The organism is Alcanivorax sediminis, assembly GCF_009601165.1.
Lineage (GTDB): Bacteria > Pseudomonadota > Gammaproteobacteria > Pseudomonadales > Alcanivoracaceae > Alcanivorax > Alcanivorax sediminis.
Genome location: NZ_WIRE01000001.1, coordinates 1,627,224 through 1,653,733, shown reverse-complemented (window position 1 = coordinate 1,653,733; position 26,510 = coordinate 1,627,224). Strand labels below are relative to the sequence as shown.

The 26,510-nt window shown below is 58.4% G+C and carries 26 protein-coding genes; 15 read left to right on the top strand and 11 right to left on the bottom strand.

From position 1 onward, the window contains the following. The first annotated feature begins 217 nt into the window (after nt 1-217). Complete coding sequence (locus GFN93_RS07515; RefSeq protein ID WP_153500217.1) at nt 218-1,480, top strand: 6-phosphofructokinase; 1,263 nt, start codon at nt 218-220, stop codon at nt 1,478-1,480. A 154-nt stretch (nt 1,481-1,634) separates the two neighbouring features. Here the strand turns inward: GFN93_RS07515 and murI are convergent, their stop codons facing one another. The 3 genes from murI to upp form a co-directional block, all read right to left on the bottom strand. Further along, entirely contained in the window at nt 1,635-2,426 is a 792-nt protein-coding gene (gene murI, locus GFN93_RS07510; protein ID WP_153500215.1) for a glutamate racemase, read from the bottom strand. A 108-nt stretch (nt 2,427-2,534) separates the two neighbouring features. Beyond that, nucleotides 2,535-3,839 (bottom strand): uracil-xanthine permease family protein, encoded by a 1,305-nt coding sequence (locus tag GFN93_RS07505; RefSeq protein ID WP_153500213.1) that lies wholly within the window; start codon nt 3,837-3,839, stop codon nt 2,535-2,537. Between the two features lie 61 nt (nt 3,840-3,900). Next, complete coding sequence (upp, locus tag GFN93_RS07500; protein ID WP_153500211.1) at nt 3,901-4,527, bottom strand: uracil phosphoribosyltransferase; 627 nt, start codon at nt 4,525-4,527, stop codon at nt 3,901-3,903. A 142-nt stretch (nt 4,528-4,669) separates the two neighbouring features. Here upp and GFN93_RS07495 point away from each other — a divergent pair, with 142 nt between their 5' ends. The 3 genes from GFN93_RS07495 to ppa all read left to right on the top strand — a co-directional run bounded on the left by GFN93_RS07495 (nt 4,670) and on the right by ppa (nt 5,908). Further along, complete coding sequence (locus GFN93_RS07495; RefSeq protein WP_153500209.1) at nt 4,670-4,855, top strand: hypothetical protein; 186 nt, start codon at nt 4,670-4,672, stop codon at nt 4,853-4,855. Then, on the top strand, nt 4,852-5,217 hold the full coding sequence (locus tag GFN93_RS07490) for a rhodanese-like domain-containing protein (RefSeq protein WP_153500207.1): 366 nt from the start codon (nt 4,852-4,854) through the stop codon (nt 5,215-5,217). The genes GFN93_RS07495 and GFN93_RS07490 overlap by 4 nt, the downstream gene beginning before the upstream one ends. A 160-nt stretch (nt 5,218-5,377) precedes the next feature. Then, entirely contained in the window at nt 5,378-5,908 is a 531-nt protein-coding gene (gene ppa, locus GFN93_RS07485; protein ID WP_153500205.1) for an inorganic diphosphatase, read from the top strand. A 235-nt stretch (nt 5,909-6,143) separates the two neighbouring features. Here ppa and GFN93_RS07480 read toward each other — a convergent pair whose 3' ends face one another. Beyond that, nucleotides 6,144-7,172, bottom strand: coding sequence for a helix-turn-helix domain-containing protein (locus GFN93_RS07480; RefSeq protein ID WP_153500203.1), 1,029 nt, complete (start codon nt 7,170-7,172; stop codon nt 6,144-6,146). Between the two features lie 160 nt (nt 7,173-7,332). On the opposite strand from GFN93_RS07480, the gene GFN93_RS07475 reads away from it, so the two are divergent. Continuing rightward, nucleotides 7,333-8,196, top strand: a complete 864-nt coding sequence (locus GFN93_RS07475; RefSeq protein WP_153500201.1) for a metal-dependent hydrolase — start codon at nt 7,333-7,335, stop codon at nt 8,194-8,196. Between the two features lie 172 nt (nt 8,197-8,368). Here GFN93_RS07475 and GFN93_RS07470 read toward each other — a convergent pair whose 3' ends face one another. The 7 genes from GFN93_RS07470 to GFN93_RS07440 are packed head-to-tail and all read right to left on the bottom strand — an operon-like array spanning nt 8,369 to nt 14,286. Next, nucleotides 8,369-9,376 carry a DUF2333 family protein gene (locus GFN93_RS07470; RefSeq protein WP_153500199.1) on the bottom strand — a complete coding sequence of 336 codons (1,008 nt, stop codon included), beginning with the start codon at nt 9,374-9,376 and terminating at the stop codon, nt 8,369-8,371. A gap of 28 nt (nt 9,377-9,404) precedes the next feature. Then, nucleotides 9,405-10,739, bottom strand: a complete 1,335-nt coding sequence (locus GFN93_RS07465; protein WP_153500197.1) for an ATP-binding protein — start codon at nt 10,737-10,739, stop codon at nt 9,405-9,407. Next, complete coding sequence (locus GFN93_RS07460) at nt 10,736-11,401, bottom strand: response regulator (RefSeq protein ID WP_153501882.1); 666 nt, start codon at nt 11,399-11,401, stop codon at nt 10,736-10,738. Before GFN93_RS07460 ends, GFN93_RS07465 begins: the two co-directional genes overlap by 4 nt. After that, nucleotides 11,382-12,302 carry an FAD:protein FMN transferase gene (locus tag GFN93_RS07455; protein ID WP_153500196.1) on the bottom strand — a complete coding sequence of 307 codons (921 nt, stop codon included), beginning with the start codon at nt 12,300-12,302 and terminating at the stop codon, nt 11,382-11,384. The genes GFN93_RS07460 and GFN93_RS07455 overlap by 20 nt, the downstream gene beginning before the upstream one ends. Nucleotides 12,303-12,321: 19 nt before the next feature. Beyond that, nucleotides 12,322-13,605 carry a DUF3570 domain-containing protein gene (locus GFN93_RS07450; protein WP_153500194.1) on the bottom strand — a complete coding sequence of 428 codons (1,284 nt, stop codon included), beginning with the start codon at nt 13,603-13,605 and terminating at the stop codon, nt 12,322-12,324. Between the two features lie 10 nt (nt 13,606-13,615). Beyond that, complete coding sequence (locus GFN93_RS07445) at nt 13,616-13,843, bottom strand: DUF4266 domain-containing protein (RefSeq protein ID WP_153500192.1); 228 nt, start codon at nt 13,841-13,843, stop codon at nt 13,616-13,618. Beyond that, nucleotides 13,840-14,286: a TlpA family protein disulfide reductase gene (locus GFN93_RS07440; RefSeq protein WP_153500190.1), complete on the bottom strand. Its 447-nt coding sequence runs from the start codon at nt 14,284-14,286 to the stop codon at nt 13,840-13,842. Before GFN93_RS07440 ends, GFN93_RS07445 begins: the two co-directional genes overlap by 4 nt. Before the next feature lie 146 nt (nt 14,287-14,432). Here GFN93_RS07440 and dsbD point away from each other — a divergent pair, with 146 nt between their 5' ends. The 10 genes from dsbD to purD all read left to right on the top strand — a co-directional run bounded on the left by dsbD (nt 14,433) and on the right by purD (nt 26,164). Continuing rightward, on the top strand, nt 14,433-16,301 hold the full coding sequence (gene dsbD, locus GFN93_RS07435; RefSeq protein WP_153500188.1) for a protein-disulfide reductase DsbD: 1,869 nt from the start codon (nt 14,433-14,435) through the stop codon (nt 16,299-16,301). A 449-nt stretch (nt 16,302-16,750) separates the two neighbouring features. Beyond that, nucleotides 16,751-17,194: a type II 3-dehydroquinate dehydratase gene (aroQ, locus tag GFN93_RS07430; RefSeq protein ID WP_153500187.1), complete on the top strand. Its 444-nt coding sequence runs from the start codon at nt 16,751-16,753 to the stop codon at nt 17,192-17,194. Between the two features lie 17 nt (nt 17,195-17,211). Next, the gene (gene accB, locus GFN93_RS07425) at nt 17,212-17,670 is read left to right on the top strand and encodes an acetyl-CoA carboxylase biotin carboxyl carrier protein (protein WP_153500185.1); all 459 of its coding nucleotides are present in this window, start codon (nt 17,212-17,214) and stop codon (nt 17,668-17,670) included. Nucleotides 17,671-17,684: 14 nt separating this feature from the next. Continuing rightward, the gene (gene accC, locus GFN93_RS07420) at nt 17,685-19,031 is read left to right on the top strand and encodes an acetyl-CoA carboxylase biotin carboxylase subunit (protein ID WP_153500183.1); all 1,347 of its coding nucleotides are present in this window, start codon (nt 17,685-17,687) and stop codon (nt 19,029-19,031) included. A 277-nt stretch (nt 19,032-19,308) separates the two neighbouring features. Continuing rightward, nucleotides 19,309-20,190, top strand: a complete 882-nt coding sequence (prmA, locus tag GFN93_RS07415; protein WP_153500181.1) for a 50S ribosomal protein L11 methyltransferase — start codon at nt 19,309-19,311, stop codon at nt 20,188-20,190. 129 nt (nt 20,191-20,319) lie between these two features. Beyond that, a complete protein-coding gene (locus tag GFN93_RS07410) occupies nt 20,320-21,546 on the top strand; it encodes a zinc-ribbon and DUF3426 domain-containing protein (protein ID WP_153500180.1) in 1,227 nt (408 codons plus the stop codon). Nucleotides 21,547-21,724: 178 nt separating this feature from the next. Next, entirely contained in the window at nt 21,725-22,765 is a 1,041-nt protein-coding gene (gene dusB, locus GFN93_RS07405; protein ID WP_153500178.1) for a tRNA dihydrouridine synthase DusB, read from the top strand. 44 nt (nt 22,766-22,809) lie between these two features. Beyond that, nucleotides 22,810-23,094, top strand: coding sequence for a DNA-binding transcriptional regulator Fis (gene fis, locus GFN93_RS07400; RefSeq protein WP_022984641.1), 285 nt, complete (start codon nt 22,810-22,812; stop codon nt 23,092-23,094). A gap of 94 nt (nt 23,095-23,188) precedes the next feature. Further along, nucleotides 23,189-24,757 (top strand): bifunctional phosphoribosylaminoimidazolecarboxamide formyltransferase/IMP cyclohydrolase, encoded by a 1,569-nt coding sequence (purH, locus tag GFN93_RS07395; RefSeq protein ID WP_153500176.1) that lies wholly within the window; start codon nt 23,189-23,191, stop codon nt 24,755-24,757. Nucleotides 24,758-24,877: 120 nt separating this feature from the next. Then, on the top strand, nt 24,878-26,164 hold the full coding sequence (purD, locus tag GFN93_RS07390) for a phosphoribosylamine--glycine ligase (RefSeq protein ID WP_194285764.1): 1,287 nt from the start codon (nt 24,878-24,880) through the stop codon (nt 26,162-26,164). Nucleotides 26,165-26,510 lie beyond the last annotated feature (346 nt).

Sequence of the window (26,510 nt, the reverse complement as noted above, 5' to 3'; positions counted from 1 at the left end):
AGCTGCAACACGAGCACCTGCATCGCCACACCTTGAACGCTTTCTCCGCGAACCACAACGCCATGGTCGCGGGCACAGCATCGTCGATGCGGTAGCCTGAAACCGCGCCTTGTAGCTTGACGCTTGTGGCTTGCAGCTGCTTCGTCCGACAACATCGGGTGTGTTTCCGCCCCGCCTTCGCTAGAATGCACGCAAATCGAATCAAGGGGTCTGTCACATGGCGCGTAAAAACGCTTTCTACGCTCAGTCCGGCGGTGTTACCGCTGTCATCAATGCTTCCGCCGCCGGTGTTATCGAAGCCGCACGCGAGAACAAGGATGTGATCGGCAAGGTCTATGCCGGCCGTAACGGCATTATCGGTGCCCTCACGGAAGAACTGATCGACACCAGCAAGGAAAGCAAAAGCGCCATCGACGCGCTCAAGTACACCCCCGGTGGCGCTTTCGGTTCCTGCCGCTACAAGCTCAAGGACCTGAAAACTTCCCAGCGCGAGTACGAGCGTCTGATCGAAGTGTTCAAGGCCCACAACATCGGCTACTTCTTTTACAACGGCGGCGGCGACTCTGCGGATACCTGCCTGAAGGTGTCACAGCTGTCCGAGAAGATGGGCTACCCGATCCAGGCCATCCACGTGCCCAAGACCGTGGACAACGATCTGCCCTTCACCGACGTGTCCCCTGGCTTCGGTTCCGTGGCCAAGTACACCGCCGTGAGCTGCCGCGAAGCGGCGCTGGACGTGGCCAGCATGTGCGCCACCTCCACCAAGGTGTTCGTGATGGAAGTGATGGGTCGCCACGCAGGCTGGATTGCTGCTGCCGCCGGTCTGGCCAAGGAAGAAAACGACGACGCTCCGCACCTGATCCTGTTCCCGGAAATCGCCTTCGACAAGGCGGCTTTCATGAAGAAGGTCGAGGCCACCGTGAAGAAAGTGGGTTACTGCGTGATCGTGGTCTCCGAAGGCGCTCGTTACGAAGACGGGACCTTCCTGGCCGACGCAGGCACCACTGATGCCTTCGGTCACAAGCAATTGGGCGGTGTTGCCCCGGTGATTGCCCAGATGGTGAAAGACGAGCTGGGCTACAAATATCACTGGGCAGTGAGCGATTACCTGCAGCGTGCCGCTCGCCACATTGGTTCTGCTACTGACATGGAGCAGGCCTATGCCGTAGGCCGCGCCGCCGTGGAATTCGCCGTGGCAGGCAAAAACGCGGTGATGCCCACCATCGAACGCAAGAAGACCAAGAAATACAGCTGGACCATTGGCGAAGCACCGCTGAAGAAAGTGGCCAACGTGGAAAAAGCCATGCCCCGCAAGTTCATCACCAAGGATGGCTTCGGCATCACCCCGGCGGCGCGTGAATACCTGCAACCGCTCATCGGTGGCGAGTCCTACCCTCCCTACAAGGACGGCCTGCCCCAGTTCGCCAAGCTCAAGCTGGTGCCGGTGGCCAAGAAGCTGAACGATCACTTTGAGGTGTAATGAGCCTTAAAGCGGACACAAAAAAAACGCCCTGCATTGCAGGGCGTTTTTTTTGTGTCCGCTTTAAGGACGCCTGAAGCTGGACGCCTGAAGCTGGACGCCGGATGCCTGACGCGAAACACCGCCTACAGCCAGCTCCTGGCCATATCGGTATTTATGAAAAGGGGTAAATCATTCCACCCTCGCCCCATAGCGTGTCGACCTGGGTTCTGAAGCGAGCCTGATCCCCGGTGGAAACAAACCCAGCCAGTCCTTCCCTGTCGCCTGCCGCCAGTAACCCGTGCTGCTCCAGCCGCCGCGCCACTTCCCGTGCCACTGCCTGCTGGGTGCTGATGATGGTCACATCCGGTCCCGCTACGGCGGCAATCTGCTCGGCTAGAAAATGATAATGGGTACAGCCCAGCACAATGGTATCCGACCCTTCTGCCAACAGCGGAGAGACATATTCCTGCAGCAGGTCATGGGTAATGACGCTGTCGAAATCCAGCGCTTCAATCTGGTGAACCAGACGCGGACAGGGTTGCACCAGCAATTTCACATTACTGCTGAAACGCGCAGCCAGGCTTTCAAAGGAATGGGTTTGCAGGGTTCTCGGTGTGGCCAGAACGCCCACCACACCACTACGAGTACTCTCCACCGCGGGCTTTACCCCAGGCTCCACGCCGATGATGGGAATGGCATAACTGTCACGCAGCTGCGCAATGGCCGCCGTGGTAGCGGTATTGCAGGCCACCACCACCGCCTTGGCCCCGCGGGACAGCAACACCTCGGTAATCGCATGCATGCGATCACGGATAAAATCATCGGCCTTGTCGCCATAGGGCGCATGGCAGGAATCCGCTACGTAGAGAATATCTTCGCCGGGCAAACGCTCGCGCACCGCCCGGGCCACAGACAGGCCGCCAATGCCGGAGTCGAAAATACCGATGGGTGAAGACAGGTTCATCAAGCGATCAATTCAGTCATGCCATTACAGGAAGCCGATTGTACTGTAATGCCGGCTCCGGTCGCAGAACCCAGGTCGGCTTTTTACAAACAGCCCAGGCCCACATTTTCATGGCTGTTTCTTCTCTCTGGCATGTTCCAGCAAGTCATCAACAAACGCCTGCTCTTCATGGAGGTCATCCGCCACCACAGGCGCATCCGGTAAAACCTGGTTGAGAATGACCGCCACCAGCCCACACAGGCTGATGCCCTGCAGGGTGAAATCGCCATTGCCCACCACCATGCCGCCAATACCAAAGATCAGGGTCACCGCCACAATCACCAGGTTACGCTGGGCATGCAGGTCCACCCGGGCCTTGATCAGCGTGTTCATGCCCACGCTGGCGATGGAGCCAAACATGAGGATCAGGATGCCCCCCATCACCGGGGTAGGAATGCTCTGCAGCAACTGCCCGAACTTGCCGATAAACGCCAGGCCAATGGCAAACAGGGCAGTCCAGGTCATCACCACCGGATTGAACACCCGGGTCAGCATCACCGCTCCGGTCACCTCTGAATAGGTGGTATTGGGCGGGCCACCAAACAGGGCCGCCACCATGCTCGCCACACCGTCGCCGGTGAGGGTGCGATGCAGACCGGGCTTGCGTATATAGTCGTTGCCGGTGACGTTACTGATTGCCAGCACATCCCCCACATGCTCAATGGCCGGAGCCAGCGCCACGGGGACCATGAACAGAATCGCAGGCCAGTAAAAGGTCGGGGCAATAAAGGCGGGCACTTCCAGCCAGCGCGACTGGCTGACCGTGGTGAAATCCACCATGCCCATGGCCAACGCGGTGAGATACCCCACCAGCACACCACACAGGATCGGCAACAGCCGGAACAGACCATGGCCCAGCGTGGCCACCAACAAGGTAGTCAACATGGCTGCCATGGAGACCAGCAAGGCATCTGCATAAGGGAACATCTCCATGTCGCCAGTGCCATCCAGGCCCATGGCGAAATTCACCGCGGTAGGGGCAAGGCTGAGCCCGATCACCATGATGATCGGCCCGGTCACCACGGGGGGCATCAACTTGTGCAGGAAGCCTGGCCCCCGCCACTTCACCAAAGCCCCCAGCACCACGTAGACAATGGCCGTACAAAACAGCGCCCCCATGGTGGCGGGCACGCCCCACTGCTTCACTGCGTGGGAGATAGGCGCAACGAACACGAAGGAAGACGCAAGGAAAACGGGAATGGAACGTCGGGTGATCCACTGAAACAGCAACGTGCCAAGCCCGGCAGTAAACAGTGCGACACTGGGGTCCAGCCCCGTCAGCAGCGGCATCAGCACCATGGCGCCGAAGGCCACAAACAGCATCTGCGCGCCAATCAGGATAATTTTCCAGTTCCAGAAGCCAGGCTGATTCATCAACACTTCCCCTCGCCATTTCCTTCGTGATTCAGGCTGCCAACATGGCGCCTTCGACCAATCAACGGGTCCCGAAGATTTTGTCACCGGCATCGCCCAGGCCTGGCACGATGTAGCCATCGGCATTCAGCCCCTGATCCACCGATGCGGTATAAATCTCCACGTCGGGATGGGCGGCCTGCACCTTCTTGATCCCTTCAGGAGCGGCCACCAGCACCAACGCGCGGATCTGCTGGCAGCCCGCTTTCTTGAGCATATCGATACAGGCGACCAGCGACCCGCCTGTGGCCAGCATGGGATCAATGACCAGCGCCAGGCGCTCGTCGATGTCGTGGGCCAGCTTCTCGAAATAAGCCACCGGTTCCAGGGTTTCCTCGTCCCGATACACGCCCACCACGCTGACCTTGGCACTGGGAATCAGCTCCAGCACACCATCCAGCATACCAAGCCCGGCACGCAGGATAGGCACCACAGTCACTTTTTTCCCCTTGATCCGTTGGGCCGGCGCCGGGCCCATCCAGGTGTCCACACTGTAGTCTTCCAGCTCCAGATCCCCGGTCGCTTCGTAGGTCAACAGACTGCCGATCTCCGACGTCAGTTGACGAAAGCTACGGGTGCTCAGGCTCTGCTGCCGCAGCAGGCCAAGCTTGTGTTTGACCAGGGGATGGCTGACTTCATGTACTGACATGGTTCGGACTCCTTGCAGACGGGCCTGTCATTCAGGCTCTTATTGTGCCCGTTACACCCCAAAAGTCACCGATTAGACGCCACCGCTATGCTCCCCTCCCTCGCAGTGCTAACGTGGGGAAAAGAACAAAAAAGGAGAGAGCGTGACCAAGTCCCTTGCTGACATGAGCCGAAAAGAGTTTGTATACGAGTGTGCCAGTCGCGCGCTGGCAGCCAGCTTCTCCAACCCTGCCGCCAAGCCATCCATTGCCAGTATGGTTCGGGATGCCGACAAGCTGTGGGATGAACTTGAGGAATGGGATAACACCCGACAGGAGTCATCATCATGAAGGCGCTACTTGCAACATTGACGCTGTTATTTGTCTGTCTCAGCTCCCCGTTATGGGCTGCAGACAGTATTACCGTCGAGCAACTCAAGCAGGAAATGTCGAGCCAGCAGAGCCCTATCATTATTGATGTGCGGGATGAGGATGAGTTTCTGGCGGGCCATATCCCCGGAGCCATCATGGTGCCGGCCAAAAATATTGAGCACCACCTGGACATGCTCGAACAGTATAAAAAAGACGAAATCGTGCTCTACTGTGTCTCCGGACGCCGTGCCAGTGCCGCAGCAACCGCATTGGAAGATGCCGGTTTCAGGAAAGTGCGTCTGCTGGAGGGCAACTACCCGGCCTGGCAGGCAGCCCAATAGCTTAAAAATTGCATACGCGGCGCCCGCCCGGGCGCCGTTTTCCCTCCAGAATAAGCTTATTCCGATTCTTTAAGCCCCTTCGACCTTCGCCCATTAGCCGCGAGGCCTTGCCGTTGCTATAATCCGCGCCCACCACCAACCCTGTTGAGAAGGACAGACCATGGATTTTGATAAGGTTCCCGCCGGGAAAGACGTCCCTAACGATATCTACGTGGCCATCGAGATCCCGGCCAATGCCAGCCCGATCAAGTACGAGATCGACAAGGACAGCCACGCCATCTTCGTGGACCGCTTCATGGCGACCCCCATGTTCTATCCGGCCAACTACGGCTACATCCCCAACACCCTGTCTGAAGACGGCGACCCGCTGGACGTTCTGGTAGTCACCCCCTACCCGGTGGTTCCTGGCTCCGTGATCCGTTGTCGCCCGGTGGGCATCCTCAACATGACCGACGAAGCCGGTAAGGATGCCAAGCTGGTTGCGGTACCGCACAGCAAGCTGACCAAGTCCTACGACAACGTGCAGGACATCAACGACCTGCCCGAGCTGCTGCTGGCCCAGATCAAGCACTTCTTCGAGAACTACAAGGATCTCGAAGCGGGCAAGTGGGTGAAGGTAGATGGCTGGGACGGCGTTGAAGCTGCTAAAGCCGAGATCCTGAAGTCTGTTGCTGCTTTCGAGAACAAGTAAGACTTCCGCCAACTGGCAAGCGACTGTCAGTTTATAAAAAGGCCGCGCCCGGCATCGGGCGCGGCCTTTTTTGTTGGCGAGTTTCGAGTTTCGAGTTTCGAGTTTCGAGTTTCGAGTTTCGAGTTTCGAGTTTCGAGTTTCGAGTTTCGAGTTTCGAAAAGCAAAATCCAAAGCGCCTCTCTGCGGAAGGGTTTTGATCTTCGTAACTCGAAACTCGTCACTCGCTTCTGCAGTGCTAATGCTGCTCCCGATACCCCTTCGGCGTCAGCCCACTCCAGCGCTTGAACGCCTTGGAGAAGTTGGCCACATCGCTATACCCCAGTGTGTAGGCCACTTCACTGACGCTGTTTTCCGGGCTCGCGAGCAGACGCTGAGCCTGGCGATAGCGCTCTTCATCCTGCAATTGCCGGTAGCTCAGACCGGCCTGTTGAAGGTGGCGCTTCAGGGTGCGCGCCGACACCGCCAGCTTGTCGGCCATGGCTTCCAACGATGGCAACGGGGCTGGCCGGTCCTGCAGAGCAGACCGAATCCGCTCGGCCATCACCCCCTCTCCCTCGGTGCGCCACTGGCGAAACTGCATCTCGCACTGTTCACGGGCAATAGCCGCCACCTGTGGATCCGCCAACCGGGGCCGGGCTTCAAGGGCTGACATGGGAAACACCAGCGCATCGTCTGGCTGATCGAACAGCACCGTCACCCCCACATCGTGCTGCAGGGCATCCAGATAATCCGGCGCCGGTCCTCGGCGGTGGATCTCCACCCCGTCAGGCAACGCCTCCAGCAATTGCTCCACCATGAACGCCAGCCCCACCAGCATGGCCTCAATCACAAAGTCATGGGCCACCCCCAGCGGCACCGTGGAACGCAATTTCAGGTGGGCCATTTCCCCCTGACGAGTCTGCTCAATTTCCAGAAAGGGAGCACGCAGACCGAGAAAACGGCATGCTGCCGCCAGCGCATCCTGGGCACTGGCACTGGACAGCGCAAGCAGGCCAACGGGCCCATGCAAGGTAATACTCATGGCACGGGCATAGCGAAAGCCCAGCCCTCGCGCGCCCACCATGGCCACGCCGCGCTCGGCCACGGTCTGAGCCAGCGACATGGAGACCCGCCGATCCGGCGCCAGCAACTCGTCACGACTGACGCCCAGTCCAGCCAGCAGCGCGGGCGCATCCAGCCCAAGATTGACCAGCAGGTCGTACAACAACACCACGTAAATGCCCGGCACACCGGCATTTCCCCAGGGACGGCCCGAACTCACCATTTGTTGGCCCTCCACGACAAGACCCTTGAATGCAAGACACCGCATAGTAGTTGTCATTGAACAATGTCATCAATCTTCAATCCATAGGCCAGCAATGCTTTATGAGCCATTTGCTGAAACCATCTGGATTCAGGGTTGAGTATTCATGGCAGGAGACAACATGAAACTTTCACTGAAGAAAAACAAAAGCACACCCGTGGTACCGATTATTCCGCGCAGGATGGGCTTTTCCTTCGATGGCATCCAGCACGATGACTACTGGTTCGATAACGATCCGGTCCTGACCCACCTGCTCAATATTCTGTCACTGACTTTTCCAGACGGTGAACGCTTCTTTGTGGATTCCGTGCGCGCTCTGCGCGATCAGGTGGATGACCCCGAGCGGCAGAAAGACATCTCCGGCTTTATCGGCCAGGAAGCCATGCACTCCCTTGAACATCAGGCTTTTAATGACCTGATTGCCGAAGGCAAATACGACGATATCGTCAAGCATGCCCTGGCGGTGACCAACAAACTGCTGAACGGGGCCCGCCACTACCTGAGCAAACGCCAGCAGTTAGCTGCCACGGCCGGGCTGGAACACTTCACCGCCATCCTCGCCGACGCCATCCTGCGTCGCCCGGATCTCATCAACAAAATGGACCCGGCTGTTCGTAACCTGTGGGTATGGCATGCCATTGAAGAAACCGAGCACAAGGCGGTGGCCTATGACCTTTACAAGGATGCGGGCGGCACCTATCTCGAGCGTCAGCGCCTGTTCCTGTCCAGCACAGCCTACTTGATTGGCTTTTCCAGCTACTTCACCTGGCAAATGCTGAAACGCGACAACGTGCACAAAAAACCGCTTACCCTGGCGAAGGGGCTGTGGAAAGGGTTTGGCTACCGGGGCATGATCAGCAGCATCATTCCAGATTGGTTCACCTACCTGAAACCCGGCTTCCACCCCTGGGACGACGATAACAGCGCGTTGATCGAGGAATGGCGCAAGTCGCTGCCTGTGCCGAAGGGAAAGAACGCGGCGTGAGTTTAGTGAACAGTTAACAGTGAATAGTGAACAGTTGCGCGTCCAGCGCCTGCTGTTTTCCGAAACAAAGAGGCCGCGCCCAACCCCTGGGCGCGGCCTCTTTCGTTTCAAACCTTATAAAACTTGGCTCGCGACGCTGTTAACTATTCACTGTTAACTGTTAACTGCTCTCTCACCCTTCCACCAAAAGCTTGCGCAGATCAATCAGGGCGGCATTGGCCCGTGAAACATAGTTGGCCATGACCAGCGAGTGGTTCGCCAGCATGCCGAAGCCATCACCGTTGAGAATCATCGGGCTCCACACGGTTTCCTGGGTCGCTTCCAGTTCGCGCACCATCTGGCGGAAGCTGACGGTGGCGTTCTTCTTGCGCAGTACTTCGGCGAAGTCCACTTCGGCCGCACGCATCAGTTGGGTCAGGGCCCAGGTGGCGCCACGCGCTTCAAAGAAGGCGTCATCGATTTTCAACCAGGGGGTTTTGACGAAGTCCTCATCTTCAGTGGCCTTGGCCACCGCCAGCGCGCCGTCCTTGTCCACATTCAGCTGACTACGGCCCACACTCTGGCTGAGCTTTAGGCTGAGCGAGCCGAGGCGGTTCTGTACTTCATTGAGCCAGTAGTTGAGGTTGTCCGCACGGGCATAGAACTGGCCATCATTTTCGTTGGCGTCAGTGAGACGATCCAGATAACGCTGCAGCGCCTTGATACCACGACGATACTCACTCTCAGTGGCCGGCATGGCCCAGCTCTTGGCATCAAAGTTGAACTGCGGCTCGGCAATCGCCAAATCCTTGTCTTCCTGACTCTGGGACTGGGAGCGGCTCATGTCCCGGCGCAATACCCGGGTGAAGTCACGCAGCTGCACCAGCACGCCATATTCCCAGTTGGGCATGTTATCCAGCCACAGGCGATGGGGCAGAACATCATTGCTGAGATAACCACCGGGCTTGTCCAGCAGAGTGTCGGCCACAAAGATCAGTTCGCGGGCGGTGGTTTCCCCCACCACGGCATCCGGCCGGGCGGACACTGGACGCAAATCCGGTTCCTGGCTCCAGTACCAGCTGAACAGCACGTCCACCACCAGTAGCAACGCCAGCAACCAGAGCAGGCCTTTCCAGATGCGGTTATTACGCGGATCCAGCATGGCGTCCCCGACCCGTTCGCTGAATTTATCGTTAGTCATGATCACTCCCAAGATCGACGAACCGCTACTATACCTCCTGGTGAGCAGCGGGGAGTAACACGATAGCAGCTGCGGGACTCTGCGCACACCGTTTACGGTAAGTCAGGCTGCCGCCATACAGGGACAAAACGCCATTGACGATGGACAATCCGAGGCCGGCGCCCTCGGTATCTGACTGCCCCCGGCTGAAGCGCTCGAAGTAACGTTGCCATTGCTCCTCGTCCAGCCCCTCACCACTATCGCTCACCTCAATGCAGACCTGGTCTCCCCGCAGCTCTGCATCCACGCTGATCACGCCCGGCGTCGCGTAACGACAGGCGTTATCGACCAGATTACGCAATACCAATTGCAAAGCCTCCTCGGGAATATCCGCCCACAAGGGTGCTTCCAGACGCAACTCCAGCTGCTGTTTGAACCGATCGCCCAGCGGCACCAGAGAGGCCAGCGTATCGCGCGCCACCCGCAGGATGTCAGCACGGGCACCATGCTCCGGTGTGCCTCTGGCAGGATCCAGTCGTGCCAGCACCAACAACTGTTCCAGCATGCGTTCGGCACGGCCTACTGCCTCCTGCAACTTCTGCAGAGACTCATCCCGCTGTCGCGGGTCGGAAAGGGAGAGGGCGTTATCGGCATGGAGACGCAACACCATCAACAGCGTACGCAATTCATGGGCCGCATCCGCGGTAAACCGTTTTTCACGGTCAATACCGGCTTCCAGCCGCTGCAGCAATTCATTAATCGCGTTCTTCACCGGCTCCAGCTCACGGACCCGCCGGCCATCGGTGAGCGGCTTGAGGTTATCCGGCGAGCGCCGACTAAGCGAACTCACCAGATCGGACAACGGTGACAACCCAAGACGAATCGCCATCCAGACCAGAAGCATTATGAAAGGAACACTGATCAGGTAAGGCGCCAACAATGAACCCGCCACATTCTTCACCATGGAATGCCGGGCGTAATCACTCTCGGCAAGGATCAGCCAGCGACGGTTGGAAAGCGGCAAGGAGTAGGCATGCCAACCACGGGCTTCCTCATAATGAGGCTGATCGTTGAGCGCCACCAACGGCGTATCAGGGAACCCCTCGCTGGCCGACACCAGCTCGCCGTCCTGCCACAATTGATAAATGAAGTAGCGCAGGTAGCGGGACTCCTGGTTGTCCAGCACAGACAGGGAAGCCTCCGGCGGATGACCATCCTGCCAGAAACCGGCGAGCAGATGAGCGCTCTGGACCAGCTCCGCATCGTACTGCTCATCCAGTTCATGATAGATGGTGCGGTAGGTAAGGAAGGCCAGCAATAAACCGCCACCGATGATGACCATCAGGATTGCTGCAACCAGAAAACGACGGATGGAAAAGGTCATTCCTGCCCTCCCCCAAGGCTGTAACCCACCCCGCGCACGGTACGAATCAGGGTGCTGCCAAGCTTTTTCCTGAGGTGGTGGATATGGACCTCAAGCGCATTGCTTTCCACATCCTCATTCCAGCCGTACAGCCCCTGCTCAAGTTGGTCGCGGGTCAGTACCCGCCCGCGATGACGCACGAGTTGCAACAGCACGCTCATTTCCCGGCGCGAGAGACTCACCGGTTGGCCACCACGGGTGACAGTGAAGCGCTCCGGATCAATTTCCAGATCCGCAATCTGCAGGGTTTCACTGCCGGGCGTTTCGCGGCGTCGCAGGCGAGCACGAATACGGGCAATTAATTCGACGGCGGAGAAGGGTTTGACCAGATAATCATCTGCGCCACAGTCCAGCCCTTCAATACGGTCATCCAGCGCGTCACGGGCGCTGATGATAATGACGGGAATTTGTTTATCCTGCTGGCGAAGCCGTTTCAGTACAGCCATACCATCCAGCCCTGGCAGGCCCAGGTCCAGCAGCACCAGCTCAAAACCACCCTGTTCCAGCGCAGGCATGACCAGATCGCCCCGGTCGATGTGATCGACCGTATAGCCTTCCGCACGAAGCGCTCTCTGCAGGCCATCCGCCAGCAGGGCATCATCTTCAACCAGTAACAGGCGCATCATCCCCCCACTGAATCCAGTATTGCACGCCCGCTTCCCTGAGCAGGGCTTCAGCCTCACGGCCCTGGAGCAGGGCAAGCGTAGACAACAGCCCTGCCTGGGTACATTGCTGGCCGAACACAGTGACCGCCCTTGGAGCATCCGTTACCGGCCAGCCGCTGCGCGGATCCAGCACATGACTGTAGCGGATGCCATCGCGCAGCAAATAACGACGACGGTCACCACTGGTGGCCAGAGCACCGGAGGTGAACTGCAGCTGACCCGCCATGGGTCTGGCGGTGCCTTCCATGCCGACCTGCCAGGGGTTACTGGCAGCCCGCGCCACCAGATCACCGCCGAAATTCACCAGCAGGTCCGCATCGGTGAGTTTGCCAGCCAGCTGAAACGCACTGTCCACGGCGTACTCCTTGCCGATGCCACCGAGATCCAGCTCCATACCTTTCTGAAGACGTATCTGGCCAGCCTGACGCTCGACCTTGTCCCATCCCACCAGCGGCAGCAACGCCGCCACCTGTTCCGGTTCGGGAACCCGGTCAGAGCCATCAAAACGCCAGACGCGACGCAATACACCGGAGGTGATATCAAAGGCCCCTTCACTGAGCTGCCAGCACTGATCGGCAAAATCCAGCAGCCGAGCCGTTTCATCGTCCAGGCTGACCCAGCGTTCGTCCCCCGCATTGATCGCCGCAATCAGGTTGTCATCGCGGTAACGGGAGTATTTATGCTCAACCCGCCAGGCCTCTTCGGCCACCGTTTCTGCCAATTGTCGGGCCTCACGCGCACTCACACCCCGAACCAGACACTCGCAGGGACTGGCCATGGCAGTGAAACGCCCCCGCCAAAGGGGGCCATCCTGCTCAAGGGCAATGTCCAGACCCTGTTTCGCTGCGCCCTGTTTCATTCAGGCTCCATCATATCGGCTACCAATAGAAGGTATACCCGACCTGCGTGATGAGTGCATCCAGCTCAGAGGCATCACTGTCACCGCTCTGAGTGAAGCTTTCTACCCGCAAACTCAGCTGCTGGTTGTTGTCCCACTCCTTACCCACCTTGAAACCATAGGTGGTATCGGTGAGATTCCCCAGCCGGTAATCCGCAGACACTTCACTTTCGCTGTTCTGCAAATCGGTGAGCTCGGCAGCAGTAATGGATTCCCTGTAGAAGTCAGCCTCACCCTGGTCGTACCAGCGCACATGAGGTTGCAAATACCAGCCATTGTCGAACTGAGAGCGATACTTCACATCCACCGTGTGAGACGAGATACCCCAGTCATCGGACATGAAGCGATAACCCACCGCCAGCACATCACGATTGAAGTGATAACGGTTTTCCCAGTAAATCGCGTTCTTGGTACGGGAATCCGGACGCAACTCGAAAATCTGCGCATCACCCGCACCGATATCGGTCGCACCGAAACTCTCCGCTTCCAGCGGATCGCCATTGGCATCCACCACCGTGACCACCTTGTAGGGGTCGGTGTGGTAGCCATCAGAAACCGACAGGTTGTAGTTGAACTGCATGATCCAGCGACGGTTGATCACCTGGGTGACACCGAACAGGAAGTCATTGATGGAACGGTCTTCGGTGCCGTCCGTCTTGTCTTCCTCAGTCTGGAAGGTCAGGCCAACAGGGGCGCCACCCACCGGATCAATGGTGTCCGCTTCATGGGCCAGACCAAACGTCAGGGTGGTGTTCTTGTTGTTCAGGTCCCACAACAGGCCTGCGTTCAGCCCCAGCGAAGTGAAGTCATATTCATTGGAAAAATTCAGGCCACCTGTCCAGCGCAAGGTGCGGGTAAACGGGCGGGTGTACTGCATGTTGGCCGCCACACGAGTGTCCTTGAAAGCATCATCCAGCGGCACCTCATTGGTCACCTCATAGGTGCTGCCACCGGAAGGCGAGGTAAACGTCTGCGGCTTGTCAGAGGTAATTGCGCCATTGTGAGAGGCCCCGGTCAGGGTATCCAGCGTCAGCTTCAGTTCCAGTTCGCTTTCATCCTGAAACTGCTTCTTGCCACGTACCACCGGCTCCACGGCAGTGACCCGATCCTGCTCGCTGTAATACAGCACCGCAGAATCAAATTGCCAGGCATCGTCGGTATCCTGGGCCATCACCGGCTGCCCCAACAGGGAACAGGTGGCCGCCGCCAGACCCGCAGCCAATTTCTTTCCATCCAACGTCTTTCTATCCAGCGTTTTTTTCATGGTTCGTTCCTCAGTTACAGCCACAGCCGCCGCCGCCAAATCCTCGCCCACCACTGGTCGCTTCCTTGCTGAAGTAAATGTGGTCATCCAGCGCATCATCGAGACCATCGGCAGCCCCCGGCGTCATCACCGGCTTGGCCAGCAGATCCCGCTCCCACGGCTGCACCCCCAGGTTCTGACACCCGGCAAGGGCGCCAAGGACCGCCATCACGGCCACCAGACTCATCAACCTTTTCATTGCTTTGCCTCCAGTAACCGGACAATTTCCTGCTCGTAGTCATCTTTGTGTTTTTCCGAGAACCCGATGTGACGAGACAGCTCCCGGCCATCCGCCCCCAGCAAGATCGAGCTGGGCATACCCTGAAGCTGATAGCGGGTGGCCAGTTCCCCGTTTGGGTCGTAGACCAGCGGGAAGGTCGCCGGGTATTTGTCGAGAAAAAGCTGGGCATCCGCCTTGTCCGGGTCCACATTGACACCGACAACGGTGAACCCCTTTTCCCGGTATTTGGCCTGCATCTCATTCAACCAGGGGAACGAGCGCCGACAGGGTCCGCACCAGCTGGCCCAGAAATCCACGTAAATCACTTTTGCGTCTATCACCTGCTCTTGGGAAAATGGCAGGGGCTCGGCGTGGGCCAGCCAGGGAGTGGCCAGCAAGACAAGTACCCGTAGGAAGCGCATGAGGTTCTCCTTATGTTGAGACCACAGCTTCCTGCCCGTGCCTTAAAGCAACCTTAAGGCACCGTTAATAAACGACCCTGAAACTTATCTGCCATGTGGGCATCGAAGAGGTGCCGCTTTTGCGATCGGGGTTTGAGGAGAAAGTAATGCACATAACCTGGCAACGACTGGGACTGGCACTGACACTACTACTGGCCTGGTCTACCAGCATGGCGCAGGACCTGTTTGGTGAGGAACGCCTGCCCACTGTGGATGAAGCCATTCAGCTGGTGACTGATGCGGACTGGGACAACCAGCAACTGCTGCTGGATTTTGAGCTGATCGACGATGTTTATCTGTATCAGCACCGCTTCGGGTTCACCCTGAAGGATACCAACGGCAATGTGCTGGAAAGCTTTGACGACATCACCTTGCCTGAGGGCAAACCCAAAACCGACGAAATTTTCGGTGACGTCATTGTCTATTTCCATAACCTTCGCTTGGCATTGCCGGTAAAGAGTGTGCCGCTGGTGGATACCCAGCTGGAAGTGCGCTACCAGGGCTGCATTGAGGATACCCTGTGCTACCCGCCCACCAGGAAAACGTTCGATTTCAGTAGTCCACAGCCTGCAAAAAAGCCCCAGGCCGCTACGGCGGCCAGTCCGGCCAGTAGTACCGACGGCTTCCTGGATACCCTGCAGTCAGAAGACGCCAACGCCTTTAATCAATGGATGGAGAACCAGTCCATCAGCCTGATCATTGGCCTGTTCTTCGTGGGGGGGCTGCTGCTGGCGTTCACCCCCTGCGTATTCCCGATGATTCCTATTCTCTCCGGTATCATTGCCGGTGAAGACAACCCCAGTGCCAGCCGTGGTTTTGTGCTGAGCAGCGCCTACGTACTAGGCGTCGCCGTGCCGTACACCCTCGCGGGTCTGCTGGTCGCCCTGTTCGGCGCGGGTCTCAATCTGCAGTTCATGCTGCAACAACCGGCAGCCATCATTACCTCTGCAGTGATTTTTGTCGCACTGGCCCTGTCCATGTTCGGACTCTATGAACTACAACTGCCTCATTTTCTGCGCGACAGGCTGCATCAGCCCGGGGCTGAAAAGCGTGGCAGCCTGATTGGTGCTGCCCTCATGGGCGCAATCTCCGCACTGGTTGTGTCCCCCTGTGTCACCCCAATCCTGGCAGGAGCCCTGATCTACGTGGCTGCCAGCGGTGATGCGGTCACCGGTGCCGCCTCCCTGTTTGCGCTGTCCATTGGCATGGGCATTCCCCTGATTATTGCCGGTACCGGCGGCGGCAGCCTGCTGCCCCGTGCAGGCATGTGGATGGAAGAGATCAAGCGCTTCTTCGGGGTGGTCATGCTGGGTGTCGCCATCTGGCTGCTCAACCGGATCATCAATGACACCATCACCCTCGGCTTGTACGGCCTGCTCTTTGCAGTCTATGGGGTGCAGCTGGGCGCGCTGGAGTCTGCTGGCGAAGGGCTGGCCCGTCTCAAGCGCGGGCTGGCACTGGTGCTGGCTCTGTATGGTTCAGTGATGATTATCGGCGCGCTGGCTGGCGGCAAAGACCCCCTGCAACCTCTGGAAACACTGGCCAGCACTTCTGCCTCATCGGTGGCCAGCACTGGCAAGGACGGAACAAACCGCGAAGATCATGGCCCCTGGAAAACCCTGGTGGGCAAGCAGGCCTTGGCACAGGCCCTGGCCAACTCCCGCAGTGCAGGCAAACCCGTGCTGGTGGATTTCTTTGCCGAGTGGTGCGTTGCCTGCCGGGTACTGGAAGAAGAAACCCTCTCCAACCCGGCCGTATTGTCAGAAATGACCGGATTTGACCTCTATCGCGTGGACATCACCGAAATCAACGACGATAGCCAGGCCATCATGGAGCACTACAACATCCTTGGCCTGCCTGCCCTGGTGTTCTTCGATACCAGCAGCAGTGAAGTCCCCAACGCCCGGGTACTGGGTGAAATGGGCCCTGACCGCTTTATCGAACACCTCAACGCCAAGGTGATGCCGAAGCTCTGAGACCGTAAAGCGAAAGAAGTGCGTTTCGAGTGACGAGTTGCGAAAGGCGAAATCGGTTCTCAATAGCCTGGTTTTGCTTTTCGAAGCTCGCCACTCGTCACTCGCCGCTGTTCCCCTCCAGCCCCGCCACCCTTGATCGCCCTTCGGTCGATGCCATGCTTCGCATGGTTCGCTCAACAAGTTGAGTCTCCTGCAAACCATGCAGCTCCGGGCCAAGTGGTAGCCCACGCCAGACTATCCCTGCCTTGAAGCTCCGCCTCCTAAACAAAAAACGTGAAACAGTACCGATTTCCCGCCATCTTCCGGCAACTTGTAACGAATGTTGTAAAGCCCTTTTCTCCCCCCTGATTTCGCCCTAGTATTGCACGAGTGCGAGAAAGCTTGGGCTTAGCCGTGTTTTTCCTGCACGTTCACAACAAATAACGACACTTTTCCCAGGGAGACCCGTCTTGGCTTCCATTCTGGTCTTACATGGCCCCAATCTGAACCTGCTTGGCACCCGCGAGCCGGAGAAGTATGGGCACACCACCCTGGCTGATATCAACCAGCAACTGCAGGATCAGGCCAGCGCGGCCGGCCACCACCTGCAGCATCTGCAAAGCAATGCAGAATACGAGCTGATTGAGCGGATCCACGATGCGCGTACCGAAGGCATCGACTTCATTCTGATTAACCCGGCAGCCTTCACGCACACCAGCGTCGCCCTGCGTGATGCCCTGCTGGCTGTGGCGATTCCCTTTATTGAAGTGCATCTGTCCAACGTGCACGCCAGGGAGACGTTCCGCCACCAATCCTATTTTTCCGATATCGCGAGTGGTGTGATCTGCGGACTGGGAGCCATTGGCTACCAGCTGGCGCTGACAGCCGCCCTTGAACAACTGGCCCCCGAATAACTGGATGGTTTAGAGACATGGATATTCGCAAAATCAAGAAACTGATTGAGCTGCTGGAAGAGTCCGGCATTGAAGAGCTGGAAATTTGTGAAGGCGAAGAGTCCGTTCGCATCAGCCGTGGCAGCCGTCAGCCTGCAGCACCGGCACAATATTACGCTGCCCCGCCGTTGGCGCCGGCAGCCGCACCTGCAGCAGCCCCTGCGGAGCCAGCAGCAGCGCCTGCCGCAGCCGAGGCTCCCAGTGGCCACATGGTTCGCTCCCCCATGGTAGGTACCTTCTATCGCTCCCCGGCTCCGGGCGCTCCGATGTTTGCCGAAGTAGGCAAGAAGGTTCAAGCCGGCGATGTACTGTGCATCGTTGAGGCCATGAAGATGATGAACCAGATCGAAGCAGACAAATCCGGCACCATTGATGCCATCCTGGTGGAAGACGGCGAACCGGTTGAGTTTGACCAGCCTCTCTTCTCGATCGTTTAAGGGAGGCATCTCTCATGCTGGAAAAGGTTGTCATTGCCAACCGTGGTGAAATCGCCCTGCGTATCCTGCGTGCCTGCAAGGAAATGGGCATTCGCACCGTGGCGGTCTACTCCAAGGCCGATCGTGACCTCATGCACGTCCGCCTGGCTGACGAAGCTGTTTGCATTGGTCCGGCTCCCTCCGTGGATTCGTACCTGAACATCCCTGCCATCATCAGTGCTGCGGAAGTGACCGACGCGGATGCCATTCATCCCGGTTATGGCTTCCTGGCCGAAAACGCCGACTTTGCTGAAAGCGTGGAACGCTCTGGCTTCACCTTCATCGGTCCAAAGGCAGAAACCATTCGCCTTATGGGCAACAAGGTGGCCGCCATTGAAGCCATGAAGAAAGCGGGGGTTCCCACCGTACCGGGTTCCAACGGCCCGGTAGGTGACGATAACGATGCGGCACTGAAAATGGCCCGCGAAATCGGTTACCCGGTCATCATCAAGGCTGCTGCCGGCGGCGGTGGCCGCGGCATGCGCGTGGTGGAAGAAGAGCGCACCCTGCTCAACGCCATCACCCTGACCCGCTCCGAAGCCAAGAACGCCTTCGGTGACGCCACCGTTTACATGGAAAAGTTCCTGCAAAAGCCACGTCACGTGGAAGTGCAGGTACTGGCTGATGGGGCCGGTCACGCTATCCACCTGGGTGACCGAGACTGCTCCCTGCAGCGCCGCCACCAGAAAGTCGTGGAAGAAGCGCCCGCACCGGGAATCCCCCAGCATCTGAAAGATGAAGTCGCTCTGCGCTGTGTCAATGCGTGCAAGGAAATCAACTACCGTGGCGCTGGCACCTTCGAATTCCTCTACGAAAATGAAGGCTTCTACTTCATCGAGATGAACACCCGGGTACAGGTTGAACACCCTGTCACCGAGATGATCACCGGTGTGGATATCGTCAAGGAACAGCTGCGTATTGCCGGCGGTGAAGGCCTGCAGATTCAGCAGTCTGACGTAAAATTCCAGGGCCATGCCATTGAAGTGCGGGTTAATGCCGAAGATCCGATACGATTTACTCCGTCTCCAGGCAAGGTGACCTACTTCCACGCACCGGGTGGCAATGGCGTCCGCGTAGACTCACATATCTACAGTGGCTACACCGTACCTCCCTACTATGACTCCCTGATCGGCAAACTGATCACCTGGGGCGAAAACCGCGACATCGCCATGGCGCGCATGCGCAACGCTCTTGATGAAATCGTAGTGGAAGGCATCAAGACCAATGTGGACCTGCACCGTGACAAGATCTTCAAGGATGAAGCCTTCCTGAAAGGCGGCGTGGATATCCACCATCTGGAGAAGAAGCTGGGGTCGCACTAAAAGCAATTAATAGTGAACAGTTAATAATTAATAGTTCGCGATTACTGCTGGTTGCTATTCCTCATCGCCGAAGCTGCGCACAGAGCCTGTGCGCGGCTTCGTGCGTTTAACAACCAGAAAAGATCTACCCATAACCCTCCGGCGCGCCTTAACTGTTATCATTCTTGCCATATTGCACCCAGAGTGCCTGCGCGGCGCTCGGCCTTTAAGCTACCCAAGCCCCTCCCGCGCAGCTATTAACTATTCACTATTAATTATTCACTAGAGCGAAGCGACCATGGCCTGGCTGCAACTCCATCTTGCCACCACTGAACAACATGCGGACGCCTTCCAGGCGGCCCTGGAAAACCTCGGCGCCTGTGCAGTCAGCCTCACCGATGGAGCAGACCAACCTGTGTTCGAGCCGCCGCCAGGAACGCGGCCTCTCTGGCAGAATACGGTGGTCACTGCCCTGTTCGATCCTGAGCACGATCCCGACCTGATCAAGGCAGCACTGGAGCTGCAGGGGCTGAGCGCCGACGCCATGCATCACGAAGTGCTGGAAGACCAGGCCTGGGAACGCGCATGGATGGATGATTTTGCTCCCATGAGATTTGGTGAGCGACTCTGGATCGTACCCAGCTGGACTGAAGCCCCGGACACCAAAGGCATCAACCTGAAACTGGATCCGGGTCTGGCGTTTGGCACGGGCACCCATGAAACCACCGCGCTGTGTCTTGAATGGCTGGATGGTAACAACCTCACCGACCAGACCGTGCTCGACTTTGGCTGTGGCTCCGGGGTGCTGGCTATTGCGGCTCTCCTGCTGGGAGCCCGCGAGGCGGTTGGCACTGACATCGACCCCCAGGCCTTGATCGCCAGTGAAGACAACGCCGGCAATAATGGCGTCGCCGAGCGGCTGTCATTGCACCTGCCCGAAGAGATGCCCCAGCCTTTCCACTGTGATGTACTGGTGGCCAACATCCTCGCCGGCCCGCTGGTGGAGTTGTCCGCATTGCTGGCAGGTTATTGCCGTCCGGGTAGCAAACTGGCCCTTTCCGGCATTCTTGCCGAGCAAGCTGAATCCGTGCGTGAGGCTTATGCGCCCTGGTTCGATCTCAACCCCACCTCCCAGAAAGGTGACTGGGTACGTATCGACGGGATTCGCAAGGACGGATAATTGCGGTCCAGGTCCTTGCGAGCAAAGCCGCTTTTTCTGTAAAAAGAATAGCTATCGGCTATATGCATCATCGCTTTCGGGGTGCGTGAGCATACAGCGGATTTAACCAATAACGATCAGGCGACATTCATGGCCACCCAGTACAAGACGCGCTGCCCGCACTGTGCAGCCCAGTTCAAGATCACTGAAGAGCATCTCAAGCAAGCCAATGGCGCAGTACGCTGTGGCTCCTGCCTGCAGATCTTTCAGGCCACGGATCACCTGGTGGACCCGCCCTCCAATGACAAAAGCACTTCAGAAGATCGTTGGGCCGGAGCCCTCGATAACAGTAGTGCCACGCCGCCACCACCTCGGGAGAAAACGCCTCCCCCTGAGGAAGACCTGATCAAAAGCCCCGACGGCCTCAGCATGGAAGGCATGGAGCTGAGCGACTCGTTCATGAGCCTTGAAGAGGGGAGCGACGAGGACGGCCTCGGCGAAGACTTCTCCGATATGGCCGGCGCCGGCCGCTCCACCCATAATGAGGGCGCCGACGAGTCATGGGCAGAAGCCTTGCTCAATGAACTGGAAGATGATGACGAGCCTGTGTCCGCACAGCCAAAGTCACCTCCACCAGCCACCTTTGCTCCACGGGATGAGCAGCCCCGTCAGACACCGCCTTCTGCGGCCAGGCCCAGTGGCGGGCAAGCCACTCCAGCTACCAGGAAGCCACAACAGAAAGAGAGAAAGGAGGACGACTCCCTGTTCGGCGGTCTGGATCTGTTCGGAGACGACCTCAATGACGAACCGGTTGCCATCCCGTCTCGCCCCGTGCGTGAACGCGATCTACCCTTCAAGCCCCACTATGACTGGCAGGGCCTGATCAAATGGACCGCACTGTCGCTATTAGCCGCAGTAGTCCTTGTCGGTCAGTATGCCTACTTCAACTTTGACCACCTGGCACGCACCCCACAATGGCGCCCGGTCTACCTGCAAGCCTGCGATGCTCTTGGCTGTAGACTGCCAAGCCGTAGTGATATCAGCAAACTGCGGGGCGCCAACCTGGTCGTCCGCAGCCACCCTGAATACAACAACGCCTTGATTGTGGACGCCATCCTTTATAATGAAGCACGCTACCCACAGCCCTTCCCGGATCTGGAGCTGCGTTTCAGCGCCCTGGATGGCAGTCCCGTGGCCAGCCGTCGTTTCAAACCCGAGGAATATCTGCATGGGGATCTGCGTGGCATGGACAACATGCCGACCAAAACCCCCTTGCATGTATCACTGGAAATCGTGGATCCCGGCAATAAAGCGGTGAACTATAATCTGCGTCTGCTCCCAAGCCTGAAAAACGCCAGTCAGGTCAGCCAGCGATAAAACCCCTGGCGCCTGACTCCAGTAAGCGTGCCAGGCGTCAAGCCCGGCATCACCGCCGGCCATGCCCAACACAGCACCAGCTGACAGACGGGGACGAAAAGTCCCGGTCTGCCCTTTCATCCCCCCGCCCCGATCACTATCATTAGCTCCCTTTTTAACCAGCTGCCATCGTGTGATCATGCAGATCGGACCCTACATGCTGCCCAACTCGCTGATCCTGGCCCCCATGGCCGGCGTCACCGATCGCCCGTTCCGGCGCCTTTGCCGGGACCTGGGTGCGGGTCTGCTGGTGTCAGAGATGGTGACCTCGGATACCCGCTTGTGGAACTCCCGCAAGTCCCGGCAACGGCTTGATCACGCTGGCGAACCTGGTCCGATCTCGGTGCAGATTGCCGGGGGCGAACCACAGATGCTGGCAGACGCCGCCCGCGCCAATGTGGATCAGGGCGCCCAGATCATTGATATCAATATGGGCTGCCCGGCCAAAAAGGTATGCAAGCGGGCAGCGGGGTCAGCCCTGCTAGCCGACGAGGATCTGGTCGCGCGCATCCTCGATGCGGTAGTTGGCGCAGTGGATGTCCCGGTCACTCTCAAAATCCGGACCGGTCCGGATCGTGAGCGCCGTAATGCCATCCACATTGCAAAGATCGCAGAAGCCGCTGGTATTCAGGCACTGGCCATTCATGGTCGCACGCGTGCCGACAAATTTAACGGTGAAGCAGAATACGCCACCATCGCCGCGGTGGTGGACGCCGTTAATATTCCGATCATGGCTAACGGCGACGTGGATAGCCCGGAAAAAGCTAAACAGGTACTGGAATCCACAGGAGCCGGTGGTATCATGATCGGCCGCGCTGCTCAGGGTAACCCGTGGATCTTCCGGGACACCCTGCATTACCTCGAGCACGGCTCGCTGCCTGCAGCGCCGTTAGTAACGGAAGTCCATGATTGTGTGCAACAGCACCTGGCTGAACTCCATCAGTTTTACGGGGAGTTCATGGGGGTGCGCATCGCGCGCAAGCATCTGGGTTGGTATACACAGAACCTGCCCGGCGGGGAGGACTTCCGGCGTGGATTTAACACACTGGAAAATGCCACCGAACAACGCGTGGCGATCGAGCAGTTTTTCCAACAGATCAACGCCAGTACCGACCGGGTTCGCTTCGGTCGTTACGGCGAAGTGTCTGCCAGGAAGAAAAACGGAGCCTTGGCCGCATGACCCTTTCTTCAGTTAACACAGCCGCTGCACGGACACTTACTGAAATGAACACCGCAGAAGCACGAAAGCAGCCGCATCTCACTATTGCGCGTAGTGAAACCCACGACACTCTGCGTAATTGTGTGCGTCGTTCGTTGAACGACTATTTCAACCAGCTGGACGGCGAGCCCGTCAGCGAGCTGTACCAGATGGTACTGGCGGAGATGGAAATTCCGCTGCTTGAGAAGGTGCTGGAGTACACCCGTGGCAACCAGACAAAGGCAGCCGAGCTGCTGGGCCTGAACCGCGGCACCCTGCGCAAAAAGCTCAAGCAGTACGGTCTGCTGTAATACAGACCTGCTATATCAAGGGCAGTGACCACACTGCCCTTTTTTTGTTTCTGGCCCTCGTATTAATTAAGACAACGCAACTTGGTGAAATCCCATGAGCAAAGCCGTTGAACGTGCACTGATCAGTGTTTCCGACAAGACTGGTATCGTTGAATTTGCCCAGGCCCTGGCCGGCAAGGGTGTGGAGCTGCTGTCCACAGGCGGTACCTACAAGAAACTGCAGGAGGCCGGCATTGCGGTGCGCGAAGTCTCCGAATACACCGGTTTCCCGGAAATGATGGATGGCCGGGTGAAAACCCTGCACCCGAAAGTGCACGGCGGCATTCTCGGCCGTCGCGGCCAGGACGATCAGGTCATGGCCGATAACGACATCAGCCGCATCGACCTGGTGGTAGTGAACCTCTACCCGTTCGAAGCCACCGTCGCCAACCCGGATTGCTCCTTGGAAGACGCCATCGAGAACATCGATATCGGCGGCCCGACCATGGTGCGCTCTGCCGCCAAGAACAATGCCCATGTGGGCATCGTTACTGCGGCTGGCGACTACCAGCGCGTGCTGGACGACATGGAAGCCAACGGCGGCGCCCTGTCCGACACCCTGCGTTTCGACCTGGCTATCAAGGCCTTCGAGCACACCGCCGCTTACGACAGCGCCATTGCCAACTACTTCGGCAAGATGGTTGGCGAAAACAATCAGGATTTCCCGCGCACCATCAACCTGAACTTCGAAAAAACCCAGAACATGCGCTACGGCGAGAACCCGCACCAGAAAGCGGCCTTCTACACCGAGCGCACCCCGGCCCCGGCATCCATCGCCACCGCGAAGCAGCTGCAGGGCAAGGAACTGAGCTACAACAATATCGCCGACACCGACGCGGCCCTGGAGTGCGTGAAGTCCTTCACCAAGCCCGCCTGTGTCATCGTCAAGCACGCCAACCCCTGTGGCGTGGCGGTTAGCCTGGACGGCATCGGCAAGGCCTATGACCTGGCCTTCGAAACCGACACCGAATCCGCCTTTGGAGGCATCATCGCCTTCAACCGTGAGCTGGACGCCACCACCGCCAAGGCCATCGTGGATCGTCAGTTCGTGGAAGTGATTATCGCTCCCAGCGTGAGCGAAGAAGCACTGGCCATCACTGCCGCCAAGCAAAATGTGCGGGTATTGGTGTGCGGCGAAATCACCGGCCCGACCGAGGGCGGCCTGGACTACAAGCGCGTCAACGGCGGCCTGCTGGTGCAGGATCGTGACATCGGCATGATCACCGAAGGCGACCTGAAGGTGGTCACCAAGCGCGCCCCCACCGAAGCCGAGATGCACGACCTGATCTTCGCCTGGAAGGTGGCCAAGTTCGTGAAATCCAACGCCATCGTCTACGCCAAGAATCGTCAGACCGTGGGCGTGGGCGCGGGCCAGATGAGCCGCGTGAACTCTGCGCGCATCGCCGCCATCAAGGCCGAGCACGCGGGGCTGCAGGTAGAAGGTTCAGTAATGGCGTCCGACGCCTTCTTCCCGTTCCGTGATGGCATTGATAATGCTGCCAAGGTCGGCATCAGCTGCGTGATCCAGCCGGGCGGATCCATCCGCGACGAAGAAGTGATCGCCGCCGCCGACGAAGCCGGCATGGCCATGGTCTTCACTGGCATGCGTCATTTCAGGCATTAAATGCTGGACGCCCGACGCAAGACGCTATCCTGACGTCCGGCGTCGAGCCTCTGGCGTCAGGCTCGTTGACAGTAGCGACACCCGTTCAGGTATCACCATTCATAGCAAATGGATCACCCCATGAAGGTACTCATCATCGGCGGCGGTGGCCGCGAGCATGCGCTGGCATGGAAAGTGGCTCAGGCCGAGCAGGTAGAGAAGGTTTTCGTGGCCCCCGGCAACGCCGGCACCGCCCGTGAAGCCAAGCTGGAAAATGTGGCTATCGATGTGCTGGATCAGCCGGCCCTGCTGGCTTTTGCCAAGGACAACGGCATTGATCTGACCATCGTCGGCCCGGAAGCGCCACTGGTGGAAGGCCTTGTCGATACCTTCAAGGAAAACGGCCTGAAGTGTTTCGGTCCCAGCAAGGCCGCTGCCCAGCTGGAAGGCTCCAAGGCCTTCACCAAGGACTTTCTGGCCCGCCAGAACATCCCGACAGCAGCGTACGGCAACTTCACCGACATGGACGAGGCCCTGGCCTACGTCCGTGAGCAGGGCGCCCCCATCGTTATCAAGGCCGACGGCCTGGCAGCCGGTAAAGGGGTTATCGTGGCCATGACCCTGGATGAAGCCGAAGAAGCCGTGCGCGACATGCTGGACGGCAACAAGTTTGGCGATGCCGGCCACCGCGTGGTGGTGGAAGAGTTCCTGGAAGGCGAAGAAGCCAGCTTTATTGTCATGGTGGACGGCAAGAACGTCCTGCCCATGGCCACCAGCCAGGATCACAAGCGCGTAGGTGACGGCGACACCGGCCCCAACACTGGGGGCATGGGCGCCTACTCCCCCGCCCCCGTGGTCACTGATGCGGTCTACCAGCGCATCATGGAAGAAGTGATCAACCCCACCGTGGAAGGCATGGCAGCTGAAGGCATGCCCTACACCGGCTTCCTCTACGCCGGCCTGATGATCAGCCCGGAAGGCGCTCCCAAGGTCATCGAGTACAATTGCCGGTTTGGCGACCCCGAAACCCAGCCGATCATGATGCGCCTGCAGTCTGACCTGGCCGGCCTGTGCCTGGCGGCACTGGACGGCAAGCTGGACCAGACCGAGATCCAGTGGGATCCGCGCCCCACCCTGGGCGTGGTCATGGCGGCCGGCGGCTACCCGGACGACTACGCCAAGGGCGACGTGATTGAAGGTCTGGATCAGGCAGATTCTGACACGGTAAAAGTCTTCCATGCTGGCACCGCCGAGAAAGACGGTCAGGTTGTCACTAGCGGAGGCCGCGTGCTGTGTGTTACCGGCGTCGGTGCCACCGTGAGCGAAGCCCAGGCCAACGCCTATGTGGGTGTGAAGCAGATCACATGGCGTGACGCCCAATACCGTACAGACATCGGCTACCGTGCAGTCGCCCGCGAAAAGGCATAAAGTTAAAGGCAACTAATAATCAAGGAGCCTCTGAATAACTCCTTGCGTACTCAGCGTGGCCTGGAGCGTGCAGCCGTTGTGTCTTGTCTCGATGGTCAGGGTTGCTCCCTTCCCAAGAGGCAAGGCGCAGCGGATGGGCGCTCCAGGCCGCGCCCTTCGGGTCTCCCAGGCTGCCCCACACTCGTTGTTGCACTTTCTCGACAGGCAGCCAGCATGCCTTCAAAAGTGCGCCTAGATTGTGGGCCAGCCTGAAAGACTGAGTATGCAAGGAGTGATTCAGAGGCTCCTCAAGGCTGAGTCTGCCGGGACCTGCAGGCTCAGCCACTTTTACCCGAAACAAGGGGTT